Raw genomic sequence first — 18057 nt, 5'->3', positions numbered from 1 at the left:
TTTCTTATCCGCCCATCATTATAACATTAATTACTCTTTTGTCGTATCATCAACGATATGAAAAAAAGCATATCGTATCGACGGCGTGTATGCCGTTGAATCCTCATATGACCAATACCTCATCCGGCTGTCATAGGTCTGGGCGTTGACAAGCGGCATATTGCCTTTGTCCTTTGCCACGACAATCGTTGTATGATTAAACCGGCCGTCTCCTTCGAAGTCATAGCAAATCACATCGCCCGGCACCAGCTCTTCCGCTGATTTCATCCGCACCGCACGCAGTCCGGCTTTTGAATTCGACAAATACATTTTCATCGAATGAGCCACCGTCCAGCTGTAGCTCCATGAGCTTTGTTTCATCCACCAGCCTGATCCTCTGTTCGGGTGGCCGCGCATCGGCGCGCCTCCCGCATGAAGACACTGAGAAATAAAATTGGTACAGTTATCGCTGAAATTTTTATAAGCAGGATTGCGCTTGTTCCAAAATTTCTCGGCATATTGCACAGCGCCGAGACGATCGTATTGAAAAGCCCTGCCAAACGCTTCTCTTTCCTCTTCAGAATAGTCAATAATGCTGGTCCCTTCATGAAATCCAGCCGGCTTTTTCGCAACTTCCTGATCACTAATCAAAATGTGATCATAAAGGAAAGCCATTCGCTCCTCTATGTGCTCTTCTATATACAAGCTGTCGTCCTGTTCCTTACACACGTATTCGTAATGGATGGTATACGAAAGGCAGGTCGTTCCGTCATCCTCAACCCGCACATGATTAATCACGGCCTTTGCTTTCGCTTTTATGATGTCAACTTTACGTTTTTCCAGAAGCTTTTTCTTACGCTCCATGACTTTAAGGTCTCCGACTTGAGACTCCTGTCTCATATCATGTCCGTTAACCAGAAAGCCCAGCCGCTCCTCCGCTAATTGTTCTAAAATGTGCTTCAAGCTCACCCCACCCGCCATACTTTTTTATAGAGAAAAAACACTTGGATGATCTCAAGTGTTTTTTCCTTCTGTCTATACGTATGTCAGGACAGGCCTTGTTTAGTCATGCCTGAAGCTTTTAGCAACTCAATTCCTTTTTCAATTTCCAGCTTTGCCTCTTCATCCTTCTCTTTTTCCAGCGCTTTTTCAAGCTCTTCCATGTATACGGTGTCTCCGATTTTACCGATTGCCCATGCGGCTGTCCCCCTGATGACAGGACGCGGGTCCTTGTGCATCAGATCCGCCAATTCAGGCAGTGCGGAGGTATCCTTAAAATGCGCAAGCGCGAGAATGGCGTTTCGCTGAATCGGTTTTTTCCCGCGCCAAGAACCTGAGACATGTCCGAATTTCTCCTTAAATTCCCGATTGCTGATGGTCAAGAGCGGCTTCAATAACGGTTTGGCAATCTCAGGATCAGGCTCCATTTCCGGATGAAGATGAAAGTCCTTCCCTTTATTGAGAGGACATACCGTTTGGCACGTATCGCACCCATACAGGCGGTTTCCGATCTTTGTACGGAATTCATCAGGCAAAAACCCTTTTGTCTGGGTCAGAAAAGAGATGCAGCGCTGCGCATTAAGCTGCCCCGGATTAACCAACGCCCCCGTCGGACAGGCGTCCAAACATTTCGTGCAGGACCCGCACATATCTTCAATCGGCACATCAGGCTCAAAAGGAATATTTGTGATCATTTCCGCCAAATACACATAAGAGCCATACTCTGGCGTTGTGATCATACAGTTTTTCGCACTGAATCCGATGCCGGCACGTTCCGCAACGGCGCGATCAGACAATTCACCTGTATCAACCATTGACTTCGTTCTGATATCCTCATGCTTGCTTTTTAGAAATTCCTCCAGCAGATCGAGTTTTTCCCTCAGCACATCATGATAGTCTTTGCCCCAGGAGGCTCTGCAAAAAATGCCCCTGCGCTCAGTTCTCGTGCTTCTTGGCGCATCCTTCATTCTGGAAGGATATGCGAGAGCAATCGCCACTATTGATTTCGCTTTCGGCAACAGAAGCTTTGGCGTCACCCTTTTCTCAATATCCGGCTCTTCAAAGCCAGAGAGATAGCCGAGTGATTCTTGAAGAATCAAACGGTCTTTTAAACTGTCAAAAGTATCAGCGGTCGTAAAACCAATCTTGTCCACGCCAATGCTTTTCGCGTATTCAATTAATTCTTCTTTGAGCTGATAAACGTTCATGTTTTGCACAGCCTCCTTTCTTTGTGATAAAACGATACAGCGTTTATAATAGGTTGATATCACGTAACTGGAGTGAATGCTAGTGAATATCAAACTTGATTCTGTTATTACTGAACGTGCAGCTGGCTTACATGCAGCAGCTGTCATTTATGAGAATATCGAAGTCGGCTCCTCACCGCAAATGCTGAAAGGCAGACTCCGCCTATTCCAGGAGTCCCTGTTTTTCGACTATGCAGACGGCGGTATACCCGATGAACCCTTCGTCAAGGAATGGCGGGAACTCTTTAAACAGCTTAACCCTTCATTTGAGGGAGAAACAACCCCAATGGAGGACATGCTGATCCCGATATCAAAAGAACAATTCATGGAAAGTAAGGACTCGGCCCATGACACAATCGATTTTTTCGCATTAAAATATTCTCTGCCCATTATGATTTATGATGCCGGAAAGCTTCATGAGTCTGTCCGGATCTCATTGGGAGAAAAAGAAAACATCCTGCTTTTCTCTGATGAAAACGGCATTTTTGGCGATTTTAAAAACAGCTTCAATCAACATCCCGTTTCAAACGAGACCAAAAATATGCTACAAATCATTTTTTTCCCGCCATCCATTGAGAAAAGCAGCGCTGTTAAACTCTTATCATCATTAACGAAAATGTTTGAACAAATTCACGGCGGCACCCATACAGTACATTGGCTTACGTAAAAGAACACGAATAACGTGTTCTTTTTTACATAAAAAAACGCAATACTTCGTTTATCTGAGAAACGAAACACTGCGTTAATAACGTATGTATGGAGCGGGTGATGAGAATCGAACTCACGACATCAGCTTGGAAGGCTGAGGTTTTACCACTAAACTACACCCGCATTTGTGAATGTCAGTAACAGTACCGCTTTGACTGTTCTTATATTACAGGTTTATTTATTTTTCGTCAAGGGAATATAAAAATTTTGTCGAAAAAAAGTTATCTTTTTGTAAAGTTGTTAAGTAACATTTACATAATGTTAAGTATACTATACAATATAATGAAACAAGAAAGTGAAGGGGACAGACGTCATGATGAAAAATAAAGTAAAAGAGCTGAGGGCACGCTTCGGCTATTCTCAGGAAAAACTCGGAGAAACGGTCGGCGTCACAAGGCAGACTGTGGCAGCCATTGAAAAAGGCGATTATGTTCCCTCACTGCTGTTAGCATTGAAAATCTGTAAAGCCTTCTCCATGAAAATGGAGGATGTCTTTTGGTTAGAGGAGGAAAACTAAGATGAGCATGAAAACAAAAGCAGCTTTTCAACTGGTGTTATTTGGCCTTGCATGCTGGACGCTGATTTCATACTTTGAAGCCTCGGAAGGCATAGCATCTTTTTTCCGCACAAAGAGCGGCGGGACGGTGTTTGAATTAAACCTCACCCCCTTTGTTCTGTTTATTGCGGCGACTGCGGTTTATTTGTACTTACAGAAAAAAAGCCGCCCTGCCAGAAAGCAGCTTCTTCTGCCTGATGAATTTGAAGAGCAGGATGAAAGAGAGCAGATGATGACGGCAAAAGCATGCCGCGCTTCATATATCGCTGTCTACTTCTCGCTGCCTGCCGCTGCGGTGCTTCTCATTTTTTATCCGCTTTTTCAATCGCGCATGCCGTTTTTCCCTATTATTATTGTGTTTGTCATCATGATCATCCAGCACCTTTCCTACGTCATCTCTTTCAAGAAAAACGAAAAAAACTCCGGCACACTGTAATCGGCCGGAGTTTTTTCTTACCAGCTTGCTTTTTTCACACCGGGAATCTGGCCTTTATGGGCCAGCTCCCTAAAAACGATTCTGGACATTTTAAACTTTCTCATATATCCTCTCGGGCGCCCCGTTACCATGCAGCGATTGTGGAGCCTTCCCGGCGCTGAATCTTTTGGCAGCTTGCTGAGTGCCTCGTAATCTCCTTTTTCCTTCAACTCGCGTCTGATATCAGCGTATTGTTCAACAAGCTGTTGTCGTTTTAACTCTTTTGCCACTTTTGATTTTTTAGCCAAGTCACATAGCCTCCTTATCAAATCGAAATTATTACGATTTAAAATGTATCATGCTCCCTTTAAAAAAGCAAGCATACCGCTTTGTAAAACAGACGGCCTGAAGCCGACCGTTTCTAATGATGCAATTTCACATAATACAGTAACGCATCTTGATGCTTAATGAGCTCTTTTTTATGTTCAGAGGTATGCATTGTCTCGTCAGTCCCTCTAATACTGCTGCCGATCAAAACAGGCTTCTCGAAAGAAATCGGTTCCGGCGATGAAATATTCTGAGTCATTTCCTGTGTTGCGCTATCGTCACGTTTCACCGATGAATCAGCTGCTATATTTCCCTGTTTATCCACAATGCCAAAATGAATGGTGGTGTGTTTATCCTTTCCTTCCCCCTCTTCATTCACAAAATAAACAAATTGTATGGTATCAGGTTTTTCCTCTGAATAATTTGCACGAACTGGACCAACCGTCTCAACAAGCTTTCCCTTTTGATAATGTTCGATGTACATGTCAGCTGAAGAAATACCTTCACCGATATTGACGGCTTCAGCAGTGAATGCCTGTGAAGCTGCAACATCCATTCTGTTTTTTTCAAGATCTGACATGTCCGCTGCTTTGATTTCCATCTGTTTTGAATGTCCGCATGCCGACAGCATAGCTATCAGGCAAATGACTGCTGCGCTTCTCAATGTTTTCAGAAAAACAGCCCCCTTTTTGAAAATCTTACCATATTCGGGGGCTGTATTTTAATTAAACTCATGCATTTTTCTCTTTGACAAAATAAGTGTTTCCTACTGCTTCTCCCCTTTTGTTCTGAAGCTTTCTCGTCCGATCGTTTTCAAACGGCAAAAGTGGAAATACAAGCTCTGCAAAATAATACGCTTCTTCTAGATGCGGATAGCCGGAGAATATAAATGATTCTATGCCGAGTGCCTGGTACTCCGCTATCCGGTCGGCAATAGTCTGCGGATCACCGACAAGGGCTGTTCCTGCCCCTCCTCTGACCAGACCGATCCCCGCCCACAGATTCGGGCTGATTTCAAGCTTCGTCCGATCGCCTTGATGAAGAACGGCCATCCGCTGCTGGCCTGAAGAGTCGTAACGGCTTAAAGCAGCCTGCGCTTTGGCAATGGTGTCATCATCCAAATGGCTGATCAAGCGCTCAGCCGCTTCCCACGCCTCTTGTTCAGTTTCACGGGCAATGACATGCAGCCTAATGCCAAACCGGACAGATCTCCCTTCTTTTTCCGCCTGCTTTTTGACTCTCTCAATCTTTTCTTTTACTTGTTCAGGCGGCTCCCCCCATGTCAAGTACACGTCTGTATGCTTTGCGGCAGCTTCAATCCCTGCCTGCGACGATCCACCGAAATAGATAGGCGGATGCGGCGCTTGCTGCGGCGGGAAAAGCAGATTGCTGTTTTCCACTTTTATATGCTTTCCTTCATAGGAAACCGTTTCTCCCTGCAAAAGTTTTCGCCAAACGGTTAAAAATTCGTCTGTTGCTTCATAGCGCTCATCATGACTGATAAACAGGCCATCACCTGCCAGCTCATACGGATCGCCCCCTGCCACAACGTTGATCAGCAGCCGGCCGTCTGAAATGCGGTCTAAGGTGGATGTCATTCTGGCTGCTAAAGAAGGCTGCATTAAACCAGGTCTTACCGCGACTAAAAATTTCAAGTCCTTTGTTTCTCCTGCCAGCGCCGACGCTGTAAGCCACGGGTCCTCGCACGATCTTCCCGTCGGCAGAAGAACCCCTGTATATCCCAGCCTGTCTGCCGCCTGCGCGATATGTTTAAAGTAAAGATGATCCGCAGTCCGTCCATCACTTTCAGATCCTAAATATCTCGCGTCTCCATGAGTCGGTATAAACCAAAGAATTTCCATATTCATCCCCCTTAGATACTCTATCCTTCGTAGCTGTTTCTCCACTTTAACAGCTTTCGTTCAAGCAGCCTGACGAAGGAATCCGTCAGCTTTCCAACCACTGCAAAAATGATAATCCCTGCAAAGACTTTGTTCGTTTGTGAAAATTGTCTCGCATCCATAATCATATAGCCGACTCCCGAGCTTGAGCCCATCAGCTCTGCTACAACGAGCCCGAGCCATGCAATGCCGAGCGATAAGCGAATGCCTAGCAATATATTGGGCAGGGCTGCCGGCAATATCACTTTGGTTATCTGCTGATGCCATTTAAATTCAAGGACCCGAGCGACTTCAAACAGCTTCGCATCAACTCCGCGGATACCGTTAAACGTATTGATATAGACGGGAAAGAAGGCACCGAGCGCAATCAGCAAAATTTTAGATACTTCGTCAAATCCGAACCATAAAATAAACAGCGGCGTGACGGCCAAATGAGGTACCGTTCTAAGCATTTGCAACGATGGATCAAGATACAGCTCCGTTCGTTTTGAGAATCCGGCCAAAATCCCGATTATCAATCCAAGCGCCGCGCCAAGCAAAAAACCAAGCGCCGCCCGATAAATGCTGATTTGCAGATGGCCGAACAGCTCACCAGACAAAATAAGCTCCTTAAAGGTCAGGACAATCGTCACAGGCGTAGGCAGCACTGTAGCGGACACAAGCCCCAGCGCGCCGATAATCTGCCAGATGGCAATGATGACAGCTGGCAGTAAAAGCCCCTTCGTCCAGCCATACTTCTTCCTTCCGGGCTTTTTTCGCACTGCTTCCGCATTCGTTTTGGGCAGCGAGCCCGCAGCCTCTGCTTTCATCACTGATCACCTCCTGAGGAATATTCCTTTAATGCTTTTTTGATAAAAGTGTTATCCACAACATCCTTCACATCAATCTTCTTATCTATTGCCTGCGTTCGAAATTGAAAATCTGCTGTTTCCTGCTGTGCTTTCACAATATCGTCACTAATGACCTCATTCAGGGGCTCAGTATTCTTCAGCACATTTTCGACGACCTTTTTATCGAGATCTTTAATGTCTGCATACAGTTCTGCTGCTTCATCCAAATGTTCCTTTTGCCATACAACAGCCTTATTAAACACCTTCAGAAAACGGACCACTTCGTCTGGATGCTCTTCTGAAAACTTGGTTCTTACTAAAGTAAAGCCCGGTGAATATAAATCTGTGCTTTCTCCGTTCACAAGGATTTTTGCTCCGTGTTTCATAGTTTCTAATGACAAGTACGGCTCCCAAATGGACCAGGCATCAACAGATCCGTTTTCAAACGCCGAAGCCGCTTCATCAGGCTGAAGCTGAATAATTGTCACATCATTAGCTGACAACCCGACTTGATCAAGCGCTTTATACAAAAAATCAAACCCGCTGCTGCCTTTGGCGACTGCAATTTTCTTCCCTTTTAAATCCTTGACGTCCTGAATGGCGCTGCCTTGATTCACAAGGATGCCGTTTGCTTTCAATCCGTCCTGAGACAAACCGATTTCTTTAAAGTCAATGCCTGCCGCCTGTCCAGCGATCACAGGCGAATTGCCGACCTGAGAAAAATCAAGTTTGTCTGCCGCAAGGCCTTCAAATTGGGGCGGACCGCTTTGAAACTCCACCCATTTCACTTTGATGCCTTCTTTTTCAAATGCATCTTCGAACCAGCCTTTCTCCTTCGCGATCAAAAGCGGGCTTAAGCTTTGCTGAATACCAATACGAATTTCCTTCAATTGTTTGTGATCACCATTGGCTCCGTTTGCTCCGCAGCCTGCGAGCAGAAAAATAACGGCAACCAATACAATGAGCCTTTTTTTCATTTCCGCTTCCGCCCTTTCTATATCCCTGATCCTTCAGCGTACTCCAAATCTTCTGTTTTCTCGAATTCCGACAGCACTTTCTGTCTGATCGCTTGGAAATCCGGAGTCGTCCGGTTCCGCGGATACGCCAAGTGAATGGGCATCAGCTTATGGATTTTCCCCGGTTTGGCCTTAAGGATCGCAAGCTCATTTCCTAAATAAACAGATTCATCTATATCGTGAGTCACGAGAATCATCGTTGTTTTTTTCCTCCTCCATATCTCCAGCAGCACGTCCTGCAGATGTTTTCTTGTAAAAGCGTCAAGTGCACCAAACGGTTCATCTAAAAGCAGCACCTCAGGCTCCCGCAGAAGGGCCCGGGCAATGGCAACTCTTTGTGACATGCCGCCTGACAGCTCGCGCGGATATGCTTTCTCCGATCCTTTCAATCTGACAATCTCGATCAGTTCATCCACCTTCTGTTTGACTTTTGGGTCCTTCAAATTCAAGTCGGCGGCAATATTCTGCTCAACCGTCAGCCAAGGAAAGAGGCGGTGCTCCTGAAAAATAAATCCTTGCTGAATCCCCGGAGCTGTTACGCTGCGGCCGTTGATTTCAACACTCCCGTCATATTCAGAATCAAGTCCCGCAATAATCTTTAACAAGGTGCTTTTCCCGCACCCGCTCGGTCCGATAAGCGTTAAAAATTCACCTGGTGCGATTGATAATTGTATGTTCTCTAAGACCGTGTTTTTGCGGCCCTCTTGAACAAATGACTTTTCTTTGATGCTGATGGTCACAGCCACTTTTATCCCCTCTTTCTGCCAACGCCGCCTTCAAAAAACAAAAAGGCCCCCATCTCTGTTCTTGTAGAGATGAGAGCCTTCGGCGGTCCGATCAGCTGCCCAATTGTTTTTTGTTTGAATAACATGTTAATTCAAATTATTCCGATATGTCAACTCTTTTTTAAAATGCGGTTTTTGATCCTTGTTTATCACTTACTCTGCTTGTTTCGCAAGTAGAGTAGAAAAAATGATTTCTCCGAAAATTATTAAATGCTATGCAACAGCTGATATAACAAAGTTTTTCACCATTTTCAATACTAGATATCGCTTAATAGAGATAACTACTTTATAATAATTATAAAATAATATTGACTTTTTACTTAGAGATGATATTATGTTCTTATAAATTCCAAGAGGTGATAACATGAGTTCAAATAAACTGACAACTAGCTGGGGCGCTCCGGTTGGAGATAATCAAAACTCAATGACTGCCGGTTCTCGCGGACCAACTTTAATTCAAGATGTACATTTACTCGAGAAATTGGCCCATTTCAACCGAGAACGTGTTCCTGAACGTGTTGTTCACGCTAAAGGAGCAGGCGCACACGGATATTTTGAAGTGACAAACGACGTAACAAAATATACGAAAGCCGCTTTCCTTTCTGAAGTCGGCAAACGCACACCGCTGTTCATCCGTTTCTCAACAGTTGCCGGTGAACTTGGCTCGGCTGACACAGTTCGCGACCCACGCGGATTTGCTGTTAAATTTTATACTGAAGAAGGAAACTACGACATCGTCGGCAACAATACTCCGGTATTCTTTATCCGCGATGCGATTAAGTTCCCTGATTTCATCCATACACAGAAAAGAGATCCAAAAACACACCTGAAAAACCCTACGGCTGTATGGGATTTCTGGTCACTTTCACCAGAGTCACTGCACCAAGTGACAATCCTGATGTCTGACCGCGGAATTCCTGCGACACTTCGCCACATGCACGGCTTCGGAAGCCATACATTCAAATGGACAAATGCCGAAGGCGAAGGTGTATGGATTAAATATCACTTTAAAACAGAACAAGGCGTGAAAAACCTTGATGTCAATACGGCAGCAAAAATTGCCGGAGAAAATCCTGATTACCATACAGAAGACCTTTTCAACGCAATCGAAAACGGTGATTACCCTGCATGGAAACTATATGTGCAAATCATGCCTTTAGAAGATGCAAATACGTACCGTTTCGATCCGTTTGATGTCACAAAAGTTTGGTCTCAAAAAGACTACCCGTTAATCGAGGTCGGACGCATGGTTCTAGACAGAAATCCGGAAAACTACTTTGCAGAAGTAGAACAAGCGACATTCTCACCTGGAACACTCGTGCCTGGTATTGATGTTTCACCGGATAAAATGCTTCAAGGCCGACTGTTTGCTTATCATGATGCACACCGCTACCGTGTCGGCGCAAACCATCAAGCGCTGCCAATCAACCGCGCACGCAACGAAGTGAACAATTATCAGCGTGACGGACAAATGCGCTTTGACAATAATGGCGGCGGATCTGTATACTACGAGCCTAACAGCTTCGGCGGCCCGAAAGAGTCACCTGAGGATAAGCAAGCAGCATATCCGGTACAAGGTATCGCTGACAGCGTAAGCTACGATCACAACGATCACTACACACAAGCCGGTGACCTGTATCGTTTAATGAGTGAAGATGAGCGTACCCGCCTTGTTGAAAATATCGTTAACGCTATGAAGCCGGTAGAAAAAGAAGAAATCAAGCTCCGTCAAATCGAGCACTTCTATAAAGCGGACCCTGAATACGGAAAACGCGTTGCAGAAGGCCTTGGATTGCCGATTAAAAAAGATGCTTAATCGAAATGCAAAAACCCGCTGGAATCAGCGGGTTTTTTTATATTTAGTTACGCCTTGCGTATGCTTCTCATCAATCTTCATATAAATTTCCTCCATGAGCTCCGCGCTGTTTATAATCTCTCGTTTGTTTTTTTCAATCAGCAGCTCGAGCGGCATAATCTGATTCCCGTAGGTTTTTCGCTTCCTGAATCGTTTTCTTCCCTTTTCTTTTTTGACTCCCATCAATAATCCCTCCTTTTTCATACAAAAAAGGCCCTTATCAAAAGATAAGAGCCTTCGGTGTTCCGATCAGCGCGACAGTTTTGAAAATTTGTACTGACCATGTTAATTCATACAATACCGACCTGTCAACTATATTTTGAAGATATTAACGCTTTATTAGATTATATCCACGCTTTTTCCTTATACACTCTTTTACCCTGACGCATAAGCTAGAGAAACTAGAATACGTGAGAAAGAGATGTGGGAGTGTGGAAAAGACAAAACTGACCGGACGTATCGTGACACGGGATGATCCGGACTATAACGAAGCAAGAACCAATATTAACCTGAGCTTAGAAAGGTATCCTGACATCATTGTGTTTTGCCAAAACAAACAAGATGCACTCAATGCGCTGAAATGGGCGCGTGAAAACCATGTGCCTTTCCGTATTAGAGGCGGCAGGCACAGCTATGAAAATTTCTCCCTTTTAAATAACGGTCTTGTTATTGATTTAAGCGAAATGAAAAAAATAACTGTAAATCAGGATAAAAAGCTTGCCTATATTGAAGCAGGCGCTGAATTGGGAGAAGTCTATCGGACTCTCTGGCAATACGGCCTGACGCTTCCCGCAGGCACCATTGCTAATGTAGGGCTCACAGGTTTAACTCTCGGAGGAGGTATTGGACTTTTAACAAGGGCTGCCGGTCTTACTTGTGACCGCCTCGTGAATCTCGAGATGATAATAGCAGACGAAAAAGAGGGCGCTGATTTGGTTACAGTCAGCTCTTCAAACCATCCAGACTTATTTTGGGCGTCTCAGGGAGGCGGAGGCGGCAATTTCGGCATTGTCACCTCCATGACATTTAAAGCGGTGCCCATCTCTCAAGTGTCGATTTTTTCAATTACATGGGGCTGGGATGATTTTAAAGAAGTATTTAACACGTGGCAGCACTGGGCCCCCTATACAGATGACCGGCTTACCTCATCAATAGAGTTTTGGCCTAAAGAAGTAAACCGGATAGAGGCCCTCGGCCAATTTGTCGGTCCAAAAACAGAGTTAAAAAAACTGTTAAAGCCTTTATTGAAAGCAGGAAGCCCGACAAGCGGAATGGTAATCGCAATGCCCTTCATTGAAGCGGTAACCTTTTTTAACAGCCCGGGAGGCAATCAGCCTCAAAAAATGAAACGCTCCGGCTCTTTCATTGAAAAGCCATTATCAGAACGTGCGATTTCAACGATTAAACACTTTTTGGAGCACGCTCCGAATCAAAACGCCAGCGTCTGGCAGCAGTCGCTCGGCGGAGCAGCCGGACGGATCGCTCCAGACCAAACAGCATTTTATTATCGTGATGCAATCATTGCCCAGGAATACCTAACAAACTGGACATCCCCTGAAAAAAAAAGACAAAACGTCCGCTGGATTGAGAGGCTGAGAACATCCCTTTCGAGAGAAACGATGGGGGACTACGTAAATTGGCCAGATATCGAAATCAGAAACTGGCCAAGAACATATTACGGCGAAAATGTTGAACGACTCCGCCGTGTCAAAACGAAATATGATCCAGAAAATGTTTTCCACTTTGAACAGAGTATTCCTCCGCTTCGACGTTCTCTGTTTTTCTAAAAAAATGAAGATGGAGCATTCTCCATCTTCATTTTTTTATTGATATAAATTGCTTCCCGTATCGACAAATTCTTTTGCTTTTTCTTTTAATCCTCTATTTATGGCTTCTGCTTCACTGAGATCGTTTTTCTTCGCATAATCTCGAATATCCTGAGAAATTCTCATGCTGCAAAACTTTGGACCGCACATGGAACAGAAGTGAGCAGTTTTTGCTCCTTCAGCCGGCAGAGTTTCATCATGATATTCAAGCGCTCTTTCCGGATCAAGAGAGAGATTAAACTGATCCCGCCAGCGGAATTCAAAACGGGCTTTCGATAACGCATCATCGCGGATTTGCGCTCCGGGATGCCCTTTTGCAAGGTCCGCAGCGTGCGCAGCGATCTTATATGTAATGACTCCTTCACGAACATCATCACGGTTTGGCAGCCCTAAATGCTCCTTCGGCGTTACATAACATAGCATTGCTGTCCCATACCAACCGATCATCGCCGCTCCGATCGCTGAAGTAATATGGTCATATCCAGGGGCAATATCCGTTGTCAACGGCCCTAATGTATAAAAAGGCGCTTCTTTACAAATGTCCATTTGTTTATCGACGTTCTCTTTGATTTTATGCATCGGAACATGTCCAGGACCCTCAATCATCACTTGAACATCATGCTTCCACGCGATTTGCGTCAGCTCTCCAAGCGTCTCTAATTCAGCAAACTGTGCTTCGTCATTAGCATCGGCGATTGATCCGGGACGCAGACCATCCCCAAGAGAAAACGCAATATCATATGTTTTCATGATTTCACAGATCTCTTCAAAATGAGTGTATAAAAAGCTTTCTTGATGGTGAGCCAGACACCACTGTGCCATGATTGCGCCCCCGCGGGACACGATACCAGTTGTCCTTTTGGCAGTCAGCGGCACATACCTAAGCAAAACACCCGCGTGAATCGTAAAATAATCCACACCCTGCTCTGCCTGCTCGATCAGCGTATCACGATAAATCTCCCACGTTAAATCCTCCGCTACGCCGTTTACTTTTTCAAGCGCCTGATAAATCGGAACAGTTCCCACAGGAACAGGACAATTGCGAATAATCCATTCACGCGTCGTATGAATATCTTTTCCTGTAGAGAGATCCATCATTGTATCTGCTCCCCAGCGGATGGCCCACGTCATTTTTTCCACTTCCTCTTCAATGGATGACGTAACAGCTGAATTCCCGATATTCGCATTAATCTTCACATGAAAATTCCGGCCGATAATCATTGGCTCACTTTCAGGGTGATTAATGTTTGAAGGAATGATTGCCCGGCCGCTTGCCACCTCGTCTCTTACAAATTCGGGAGACACGTGCTCTCGAATAGCGATAAACTCCATCTCAGGTGTAATGATTCCCTTTTTGGCATAGTGCATTTGGGTGACATTATGACCAGCCTTCGCCCTCAGCGGTTTCCGCTTTAGCCCTGGGTAGCTTACGTTTGGATTTGCTTTTTTATAACCATTATCTTCTGGTTTTATTGCACGACCTTCATATTCTTCCACATCACCGCGCTCTGTAATCCACTTTTGGCGGAGCGGCTTTAATCCTTCTTGAATATTAATAGTAACTTCGGGGTCCGTATACGGTCCGCTTGTATCATAGACACGCACAGGTGCGTTTTCCTCCTCGCCGAACGATCCCGTCGTCGGACTCAATGTAATCTCCCTCATCGGCACTTGGATGTCTGAAGAAGAACCCTCCACGTATACCTTTTTGCTGCCCGAAAAACTCGACATAATAGAAATGTTGGCTTGCTGCACTGAATTGTTTTGCATTACTTATCCTTCCCCTCTCTACGTTTAAAAAGGACAAAATCAAGCCCATAACCAGCACAAAAAACCGGATTCATAAAAATGAACCCGGTTACAGTCAGAAAGAAACATATTATTGCCCAGCACGACAATAATAAAAACAATTCCTCTACTTCCCCACGCTGGTACGAACCAGATCAGGTCCAAAGGGTTAAGAAGCTTACCTTCTCTCTCAGCCCGAAAGCGGGCACCCCCAGTAACTATTGATTTCGGACTCATCTTAACATAAAACCAATCGAAAAAAAAGAGGAATATAGAAAATATTCAGCTAATTGAACCCAAATATGTGACAGGCAACGAGATTTCAGATATCCCATGTTCATCCCTCATCACCCGATATGCCTTTGCATCCGATCTTGAACTCACAGTCTGAAACAGCTGATCATTTATGAAATGGAGAGCCGCTCCATCGTCCGCCGCATAGCCATTGCACAAGAATTCGTTAGCTATCAGCAGGTGGTATGCCGGTCTCCGATCCTTTTCCCCGTCATAATGAGGACAAAAGCTCCCTTGCAAAAAACCTAAACTTTTCATACTTGTCAGCGGCCCGGCCGAATCTGTCACGCCTTCTTCAAACCAGCATATCGCACCTGCACTTAATCCAGCTAAAATCACTCCGTTCTTCCATGCCTCTCTGAGAATAAAGTCCAGCCCCCATTCCTTCCACAGCACAAGCATATTGCGCGTATTTCCCCCGCCAACATAGATCACGTCCTTTTCCATAACAAAAGAAGTTAAATCTGTTGACGGCGGCTTAAATAAGGATAAATGAGACGGCACACAATCCATTGTTTGAAACGCATGATAAAACCGCTGAATATAGTTTTGGGAATCTCCACTCGCGGTCGGCAAAAAACAAATACGAGGTGACTCCCGTTCCGATTGATTGAGGATATATTGATCGAGGGACAAATTTTCCGGCTCCATCGAAAAACCCCCGCCTCCCATCGCAATAATCTGTTTCATCATTACACTCCCCAACAAAATTTGTTGTTTATTATAGCATTTTGAATAGAAGCAAGAAACAAAGCAAAATACTTTCTTATCAGGAGCTGCTATAAAAACCAAAGGAGGTGGCTTGCTCATTGAGTCTTTATCCCGAAGACATTTTTGATTTGTTAACAACAATAAAAACCAACATTAACAACTACACTGTCGCAATAACAGAAGCCGCAAATCCCCACATCAGAAGAGCATTGCATGATAAATTAGATACCACTGTCCATCTCCATGATGAACTGTCAGATCTTCTGTTGGAAAAAGGGTGGCTTGGGTGAGCAATTTCAAATCGATTCGCTTTTATCTTGCAGCAAAGACCACAAAAAGAGACGGGATCTCAAAGATGAGATGCCGTCTCTTTTTTATTGCTCCACTCTTCTTAAAGCCTCGTTTACCGTTTCTTTTATAAACGCGTCTTCACCGCTTAATCGGTCTAAACTGAGATCGCCGTTTCTTAGCCTTTCGGAAATATGGTTTATATCCTCCTCTACTGTGATTTGGAGCTCACCAGCCAAAAACATTCTGTGTAATTCATCTGCAACCAAATTTTCTTTATTCACTTCCACCTACTCCTTTGTTTTCAATATTATTCTTAGTCTGCCCTTAGGCTTAGATGAGTAATAGGAAAAAAGTATGAATCAAATGAATCTTTTTTCCTCCTTCTTGCGTATACCTGTTGAGAAAAAGAAAAAGGGGAAGATCAAACATGTCATTTTTTAAGAAACTTGCGGCAAGTGCCGGAATCGGAGCTGCAAAAGTCGATACAATTTTAGAGAAAGATGCATATTTTCCAGGAGAAGAAGTCCGGGGAACTGTACACGTCAAAGGCGGAAAAATCGCTCAGGACATCCGCTATATTGACTTACAGCTTAACACCAAGTACGTCATTGTAAAAGACGACGAAGAGCACCGGAAATACGCTACAATTCATTCTTTCCGGGTCACTGGTTCATTTGCTATTCAGCCTGGAGAAGAGCATCAATTTCCGTTCGCATTCACTCTGCCTCTAGATACGCCGATCACTGTAGGAAAAGTAGAGGTTGCCGTGGTGACAGACCTTGACATTCAAGGCGGTATCGACAAATCTGATCATGACCGCATTTTCGTTGAAGCGCACCCTTGGATTGAAAATGTCCTGGGAGCTATCGAAAACCTGGGCTTCCGTCTTAAAAAGCAGACTGCGAACAAGCACCCTACTTCCAGCGTCGCCTTCCGTTCGTTCAAGAATTCGAGTTCGTCCCGACTTCCGGATATTATCGTCAGATGCTTGATGAATTAGAGCTCATTTTCCTTTTAGACGAAGACGGTTTGGAAATCATTTTCGAAGTCGACCGCAGAGCAAGAGGACTCCGAGGATGGCTGGAAGAGATGTATAATGACGGAGAACAGCTTGTACGCGTCCGTTTCAGCCAATCAGAGCTTGAAGATGCAGAAGAGCTAGAAGAGGTACTAGAAGAGATCATAGACCAATACGCTGAGTAAGTGATAAAAAAGAGCCTCAACTAGGGACTGCCCCCCATAAGATGAGACAAATAAAAACACCTTCAAGTTTGGATACGGATGAGTGTTATTCGACATTAGACTTGGAGGTGTTTTTTCTATGGGGACAAGAGTGAGTTATCCAGTTGAAGTGAAACAGAAGGCTGTAGAAATGAGATTGGCAGGCTTGCCTATGAAAGAGATCATGCAGGAATTGAATATTAAGAATAAGACACAGGTTCAGACATGGGTTAGATGGCATAAGACTGGGGATACACATCGATTCGAACAGCCTTTCGGAAAGCAATACACTTACGGAAAAGGCCCCGAGTATTCTTCCGAATTAGAGAAACTGCAGGCAGAGAATCGTTATCTGAGGCAACAGAATGAAGTTTTAAAAAAGTACAACGAATTGGAAAGGAAGTTGATAGCGAAACGTCAGTCGAACTTGTAGAAATATTGCACAGCACAATGACCGTGCAGGATATCTGTATTCATTTGGGTATCTCTCGAGCGTCTTATTATCATTCGGAAGAAGAATCTCAAGAAAGAACATCCTAAACGGCCTCTGGAGAAACAAATTGGCGCAGTATGCCGAAAGCCCCAGTTCGATAGGGATATCGAAAAATCACAGCTATATTAAAAAAGAGAATGTGTATTAACCATAAAACGGTTCAACGTATTATGCAGAAAAATCAGTGGCAGTGCCGGCTAAGGTGAAAAAGCGTAAGAAGAATGGGCAGCCATATGCCGTGATTGATAATATATTGGATCGGAACTTTCAGTCTGATCGTCCTCTAGAAAAACTAGTAACGAACATCACGTATTTGCCTTATGGGCAGAAACACTTGTACCTTTCCAGAATTGAATTTATATAATGGGGAAGTAATTGCTTTTACGATTGGAGATAAACAGGACACAGATTTTGTTCTAAATACACTTGATGCTGCCAACACTGCCCAAGAACTGCATGTTACATAGTGACCAAGGATCTGTGTATACATCTTACGAGTATCAGAAAGCTGTTAAAAAAAGGCATTACCATGAGCATGTCCCGCAAAGGGAAGCCCGCTGATAATACCACATACCAGTGGTCGGGGGCGAACCGACACACTCCAGAGGGAACACGATTTTGAGTCGAAAAGTTCCTTCTGTATCTAATTTTATTATCCGTTAATTTTAGTGATATTAAGTAATTCTACAGATAATTGAAGTCTAGAATAATTTTGTATTCACCGACTTATATTTAATTATACTATAATCTGCAGAGATGAATAAAGAATATTTTCGTACGTTATGTTACCATGGACAATGTTGTAACGTTAGACA

18 protein-coding genes, 1 tRNA gene, 2 pseudogenes and 1 riboswitch are annotated in these 18057 nt (G+C 44.2%); of the genes and pseudogenes, 8 read left to right on the top strand and 13 right to left on the bottom strand.

What is annotated here, in order from left to right; translation table 11 throughout:
* Positions 1–30: 30 nt before the first annotated feature.
* Positions 31–960, bottom strand: coding sequence for an amidase domain-containing protein (locus C1T29_RS05650; protein ID WP_103748977.1), 930 nt, complete (start codon positions 958–960; stop codon positions 31–33).
* A 65-nt stretch (positions 961–1025) separates the two neighbouring features.
* The gene (gene queG / locus C1T29_RS05645; RefSeq protein ID WP_040083646.1) at positions 1026–2186 is read right to left on the bottom strand and encodes a tRNA epoxyqueuosine(34) reductase QueG; all 1161 of its coding nucleotides are present in this window, start codon (positions 2184–2186) and stop codon (positions 1026–1028) included.
* Positions 2187–2268: 82 nt separating this feature from the next.
* Here queG and C1T29_RS05640 point away from each other — a divergent pair, with 82 nt between their 5' ends.
* On the top strand, positions 2269–2892 hold the full coding sequence (locus C1T29_RS05640) for a B3/B4 domain-containing protein (protein WP_040083647.1): 624 nt from the start codon (positions 2269–2271) through the stop codon (positions 2890–2892).
* Between the two features lie 90 nt (positions 2893–2982).
* On the opposite strand, the gene C1T29_RS05635 is transcribed toward C1T29_RS05640, so the two are convergent.
* Positions 2983–3056, bottom strand: a tRNA-Gly gene (locus C1T29_RS05635).
* A gap of 193 nt (positions 3057–3249) precedes the next feature.
* Between C1T29_RS05635 and C1T29_RS05630 the strand changes: the two genes are divergently transcribed.
* Together C1T29_RS05630 and C1T29_RS05625 are read left to right on the top strand one after the other, a co-directional pair.
* A complete protein-coding gene (locus C1T29_RS05630) occupies positions 3250–3450 on the top strand; it encodes a helix-turn-helix transcriptional regulator (protein ID WP_009966860.1) in 201 nt (66 codons plus the stop codon).
* A 1-nt stretch (position 3451) separates the two neighbouring features.
* Positions 3452–3925 carry a hypothetical protein gene (locus C1T29_RS05625; protein ID WP_103748978.1) on the top strand — a complete coding sequence of 158 codons (474 nt, stop codon included), beginning with the start codon at positions 3452–3454 and terminating at the stop codon, positions 3923–3925.
* A 17-nt stretch (positions 3926–3942) separates the two neighbouring features.
* Here C1T29_RS05625 and rpsN read toward each other — a convergent pair whose 3' ends face one another.
* From rpsN to C1T29_RS05595, 6 genes are all read right to left on the bottom strand, one after another.
* The gene (rpsN, locus tag C1T29_RS05620; RefSeq protein ID WP_103748979.1) at positions 3943–4212 is read right to left on the bottom strand and encodes a 30S ribosomal protein S14; all 270 of its coding nucleotides are present in this window, start codon (positions 4210–4212) and stop codon (positions 3943–3945) included.
* Between the two features lie 113 nt (positions 4213–4325).
* Positions 4326–4862 (bottom strand): hypothetical protein, encoded by a 537-nt coding sequence (locus C1T29_RS05615; RefSeq protein ID WP_103748995.1) that lies wholly within the window; start codon positions 4860–4862, stop codon positions 4326–4328.
* 100 nt (positions 4863–4962) lie between these two features.
* Positions 4963–6093, bottom strand: a complete 1131-nt coding sequence (ssuD, locus tag C1T29_RS05610) for an FMNH2-dependent alkanesulfonate monooxygenase (RefSeq protein ID WP_095432763.1) — start codon at positions 6091–6093, stop codon at positions 4963–4965.
* Positions 6094–6113: 20 nt separating this feature from the next.
* Complete coding sequence (locus tag C1T29_RS05605; protein WP_103748980.1) at positions 6114–6944, bottom strand: ABC transporter permease; 831 nt, start codon at positions 6942–6944, stop codon at positions 6114–6116.
* A complete protein-coding gene (locus C1T29_RS05600; protein WP_095432765.1) occupies positions 6941–7939 on the bottom strand; it encodes an aliphatic sulfonate ABC transporter substrate-binding protein in 999 nt (332 codons plus the stop codon). Before C1T29_RS05600 ends, C1T29_RS05605 begins: the two co-directional genes overlap by 4 nt.
* A gap of 17 nt (positions 7940–7956) precedes the next feature.
* Entirely contained in the window at positions 7957–8724 is a 768-nt protein-coding gene (locus tag C1T29_RS05595) for an ABC transporter ATP-binding protein (protein ID WP_040083656.1), read from the bottom strand.
* Between the two features lie 403 nt (positions 8725–9127).
* Between C1T29_RS05595 and katA the strand changes: the two genes are divergently transcribed.
* On the top strand, positions 9128–10579 hold the full coding sequence (gene katA / locus C1T29_RS05590) for a catalase KatA (RefSeq protein WP_069149242.1): 1452 nt from the start codon (positions 9128–9130) through the stop codon (positions 10577–10579).
* A 24-nt stretch (positions 10580–10603) separates the two neighbouring features.
* On the opposite strand, the gene senS is transcribed toward katA, so the two are convergent.
* Positions 10604–10801 (bottom strand): transcriptional regulator SenS, encoded by a 198-nt coding sequence (senS, locus tag C1T29_RS05585; RefSeq protein WP_071581314.1) that lies wholly within the window; start codon positions 10799–10801, stop codon positions 10604–10606.
* Between the two features lie 248 nt (positions 10802–11049).
* On the opposite strand from senS, the gene C1T29_RS05580 reads away from it, so the two are divergent.
* The gene (locus C1T29_RS05580; RefSeq protein ID WP_103748981.1) at positions 11050–12405 is read left to right on the top strand and encodes an FAD-binding oxidoreductase; all 1356 of its coding nucleotides are present in this window, start codon (positions 11050–11052) and stop codon (positions 12403–12405) included.
* Between the two features lie 36 nt (positions 12406–12441).
* Here the strand turns inward: C1T29_RS05580 and thiC are convergent, their stop codons facing one another.
* Entirely contained in the window at positions 12442–14214 is a 1773-nt protein-coding gene (thiC, locus tag C1T29_RS05575) for a phosphomethylpyrimidine synthase ThiC (RefSeq protein ID WP_069839156.1), read from the bottom strand.
* A gap of 133 nt (positions 14215–14347) precedes the next feature.
* Positions 14348–14455: riboswitch (TPP riboswitch) on the bottom strand.
* A gap of 59 nt (positions 14456–14514) precedes the next feature.
* Positions 14515–15216 (bottom strand): Type 1 glutamine amidotransferase-like domain-containing protein, encoded by a 702-nt coding sequence (locus C1T29_RS05570; protein ID WP_103748982.1) that lies wholly within the window; start codon positions 15214–15216, stop codon positions 14515–14517.
* A 149-nt stretch (positions 15217–15365) separates the two neighbouring features.
* Between C1T29_RS05570 and C1T29_RS05565 the strand changes: the two genes are divergently transcribed.
* Positions 15366–15527, top strand: coding sequence for a spore coat protein (locus C1T29_RS05565; RefSeq protein WP_103748996.1), 162 nt, complete (start codon positions 15366–15368; stop codon positions 15525–15527).
* An 84-nt stretch (positions 15528–15611) separates the two neighbouring features.
* Here the strand turns inward: C1T29_RS05565 and C1T29_RS05560 are convergent, their stop codons facing one another.
* Entirely contained in the window at positions 15612–15815 is a 204-nt protein-coding gene (locus tag C1T29_RS05560) for a hypothetical protein (RefSeq protein ID WP_014663285.1), read from the bottom strand.
* Positions 15816–15955: 140 nt separating this feature from the next.
* Between C1T29_RS05560 and C1T29_RS05555 the strand changes: the two are divergent.
* Positions 15956–16731, top strand: a pseudogene (locus C1T29_RS05555) (sporulation protein).
* A gap of 118 nt (positions 16732–16849) precedes the next feature.
* Positions 16850–17807: pseudogene (locus C1T29_RS05550) on the top strand (IS3 family transposase); the annotation flags it as partial.
* Positions 17808–18057: the final 250 nt, after the last annotated feature.

The organism is Bacillus sp. MBGLi79 (assembly GCF_002953915.1).
The sequence above is the reverse complement of the archived record's forward strand: the minus strand, read 5'-3'. Positions and strand labels throughout refer to the sequence as shown.

Excerpts from the sequence above, each read along its gene's own strand:
- thiC (WP_069839156.1), bottom strand. The coding sequence starts at position 14,214 with ATGCAAAACAATTCAGTGCAGCAAGCCAACATTTCTATTATGTCGAGT.
- C1T29_RS05600 (WP_095432765.1), bottom strand. The coding sequence starts at position 7,939 with ATGAAAAAAAGGCTCATTGTATTGGTTGCCGTTATTTTTCTGCTCGCA.
- C1T29_RS05570 (WP_103748982.1), bottom strand. The coding sequence starts at position 15,216 with ATGAAACAGATTATTGCGATGGGAGGCGGGGGTTTTTCGATGGAGCCG.
- ssuD (WP_095432763.1), bottom strand. The coding sequence starts at position 6,093 with ATGGAAATTCTTTGGTTTATACCGACTCATGGAGACGCGAGATATTTA.
- senS (WP_071581314.1), bottom strand. The coding sequence starts at position 10,801 with ATGGGAGTCAAAAAAGAAAAGGGAAGAAAACGATTCAGGAAGCGAAAA.
- C1T29_RS05625 (WP_103748978.1), top strand. The coding sequence starts at position 3,452 with ATGAGCATGAAAACAAAAGCAGCTTTTCAACTGGTGTTATTTGGCCTT.
- C1T29_RS05630 (WP_009966860.1), top strand. The coding sequence starts at position 3,250 with ATGAAAAATAAAGTAAAAGAGCTGAGGGCACGCTTCGGCTATTCTCAG.
- katA (WP_069149242.1), top strand. The coding sequence starts at position 9,128 with ATGAGTTCAAATAAACTGACAACTAGCTGGGGCGCTCCGGTTGGAGAT.
- C1T29_RS05615 (WP_103748995.1), bottom strand. The coding sequence starts at position 4,862 with ATGCTGTCGGCATGCGGACATTCAAAACAGATGGAAATCAAAGCAGCG.
- C1T29_RS05650 (WP_103748977.1), bottom strand. The coding sequence starts at position 960 with ATGGCGGGTGGGGTGAGCTTGAAGCACATTTTAGAACAATTAGCGGAG.
- queG (WP_040083646.1), bottom strand. The coding sequence starts at position 2,186 with ATGAACGTTTATCAGCTCAAAGAAGAATTAATTGAATACGCGAAAAGC.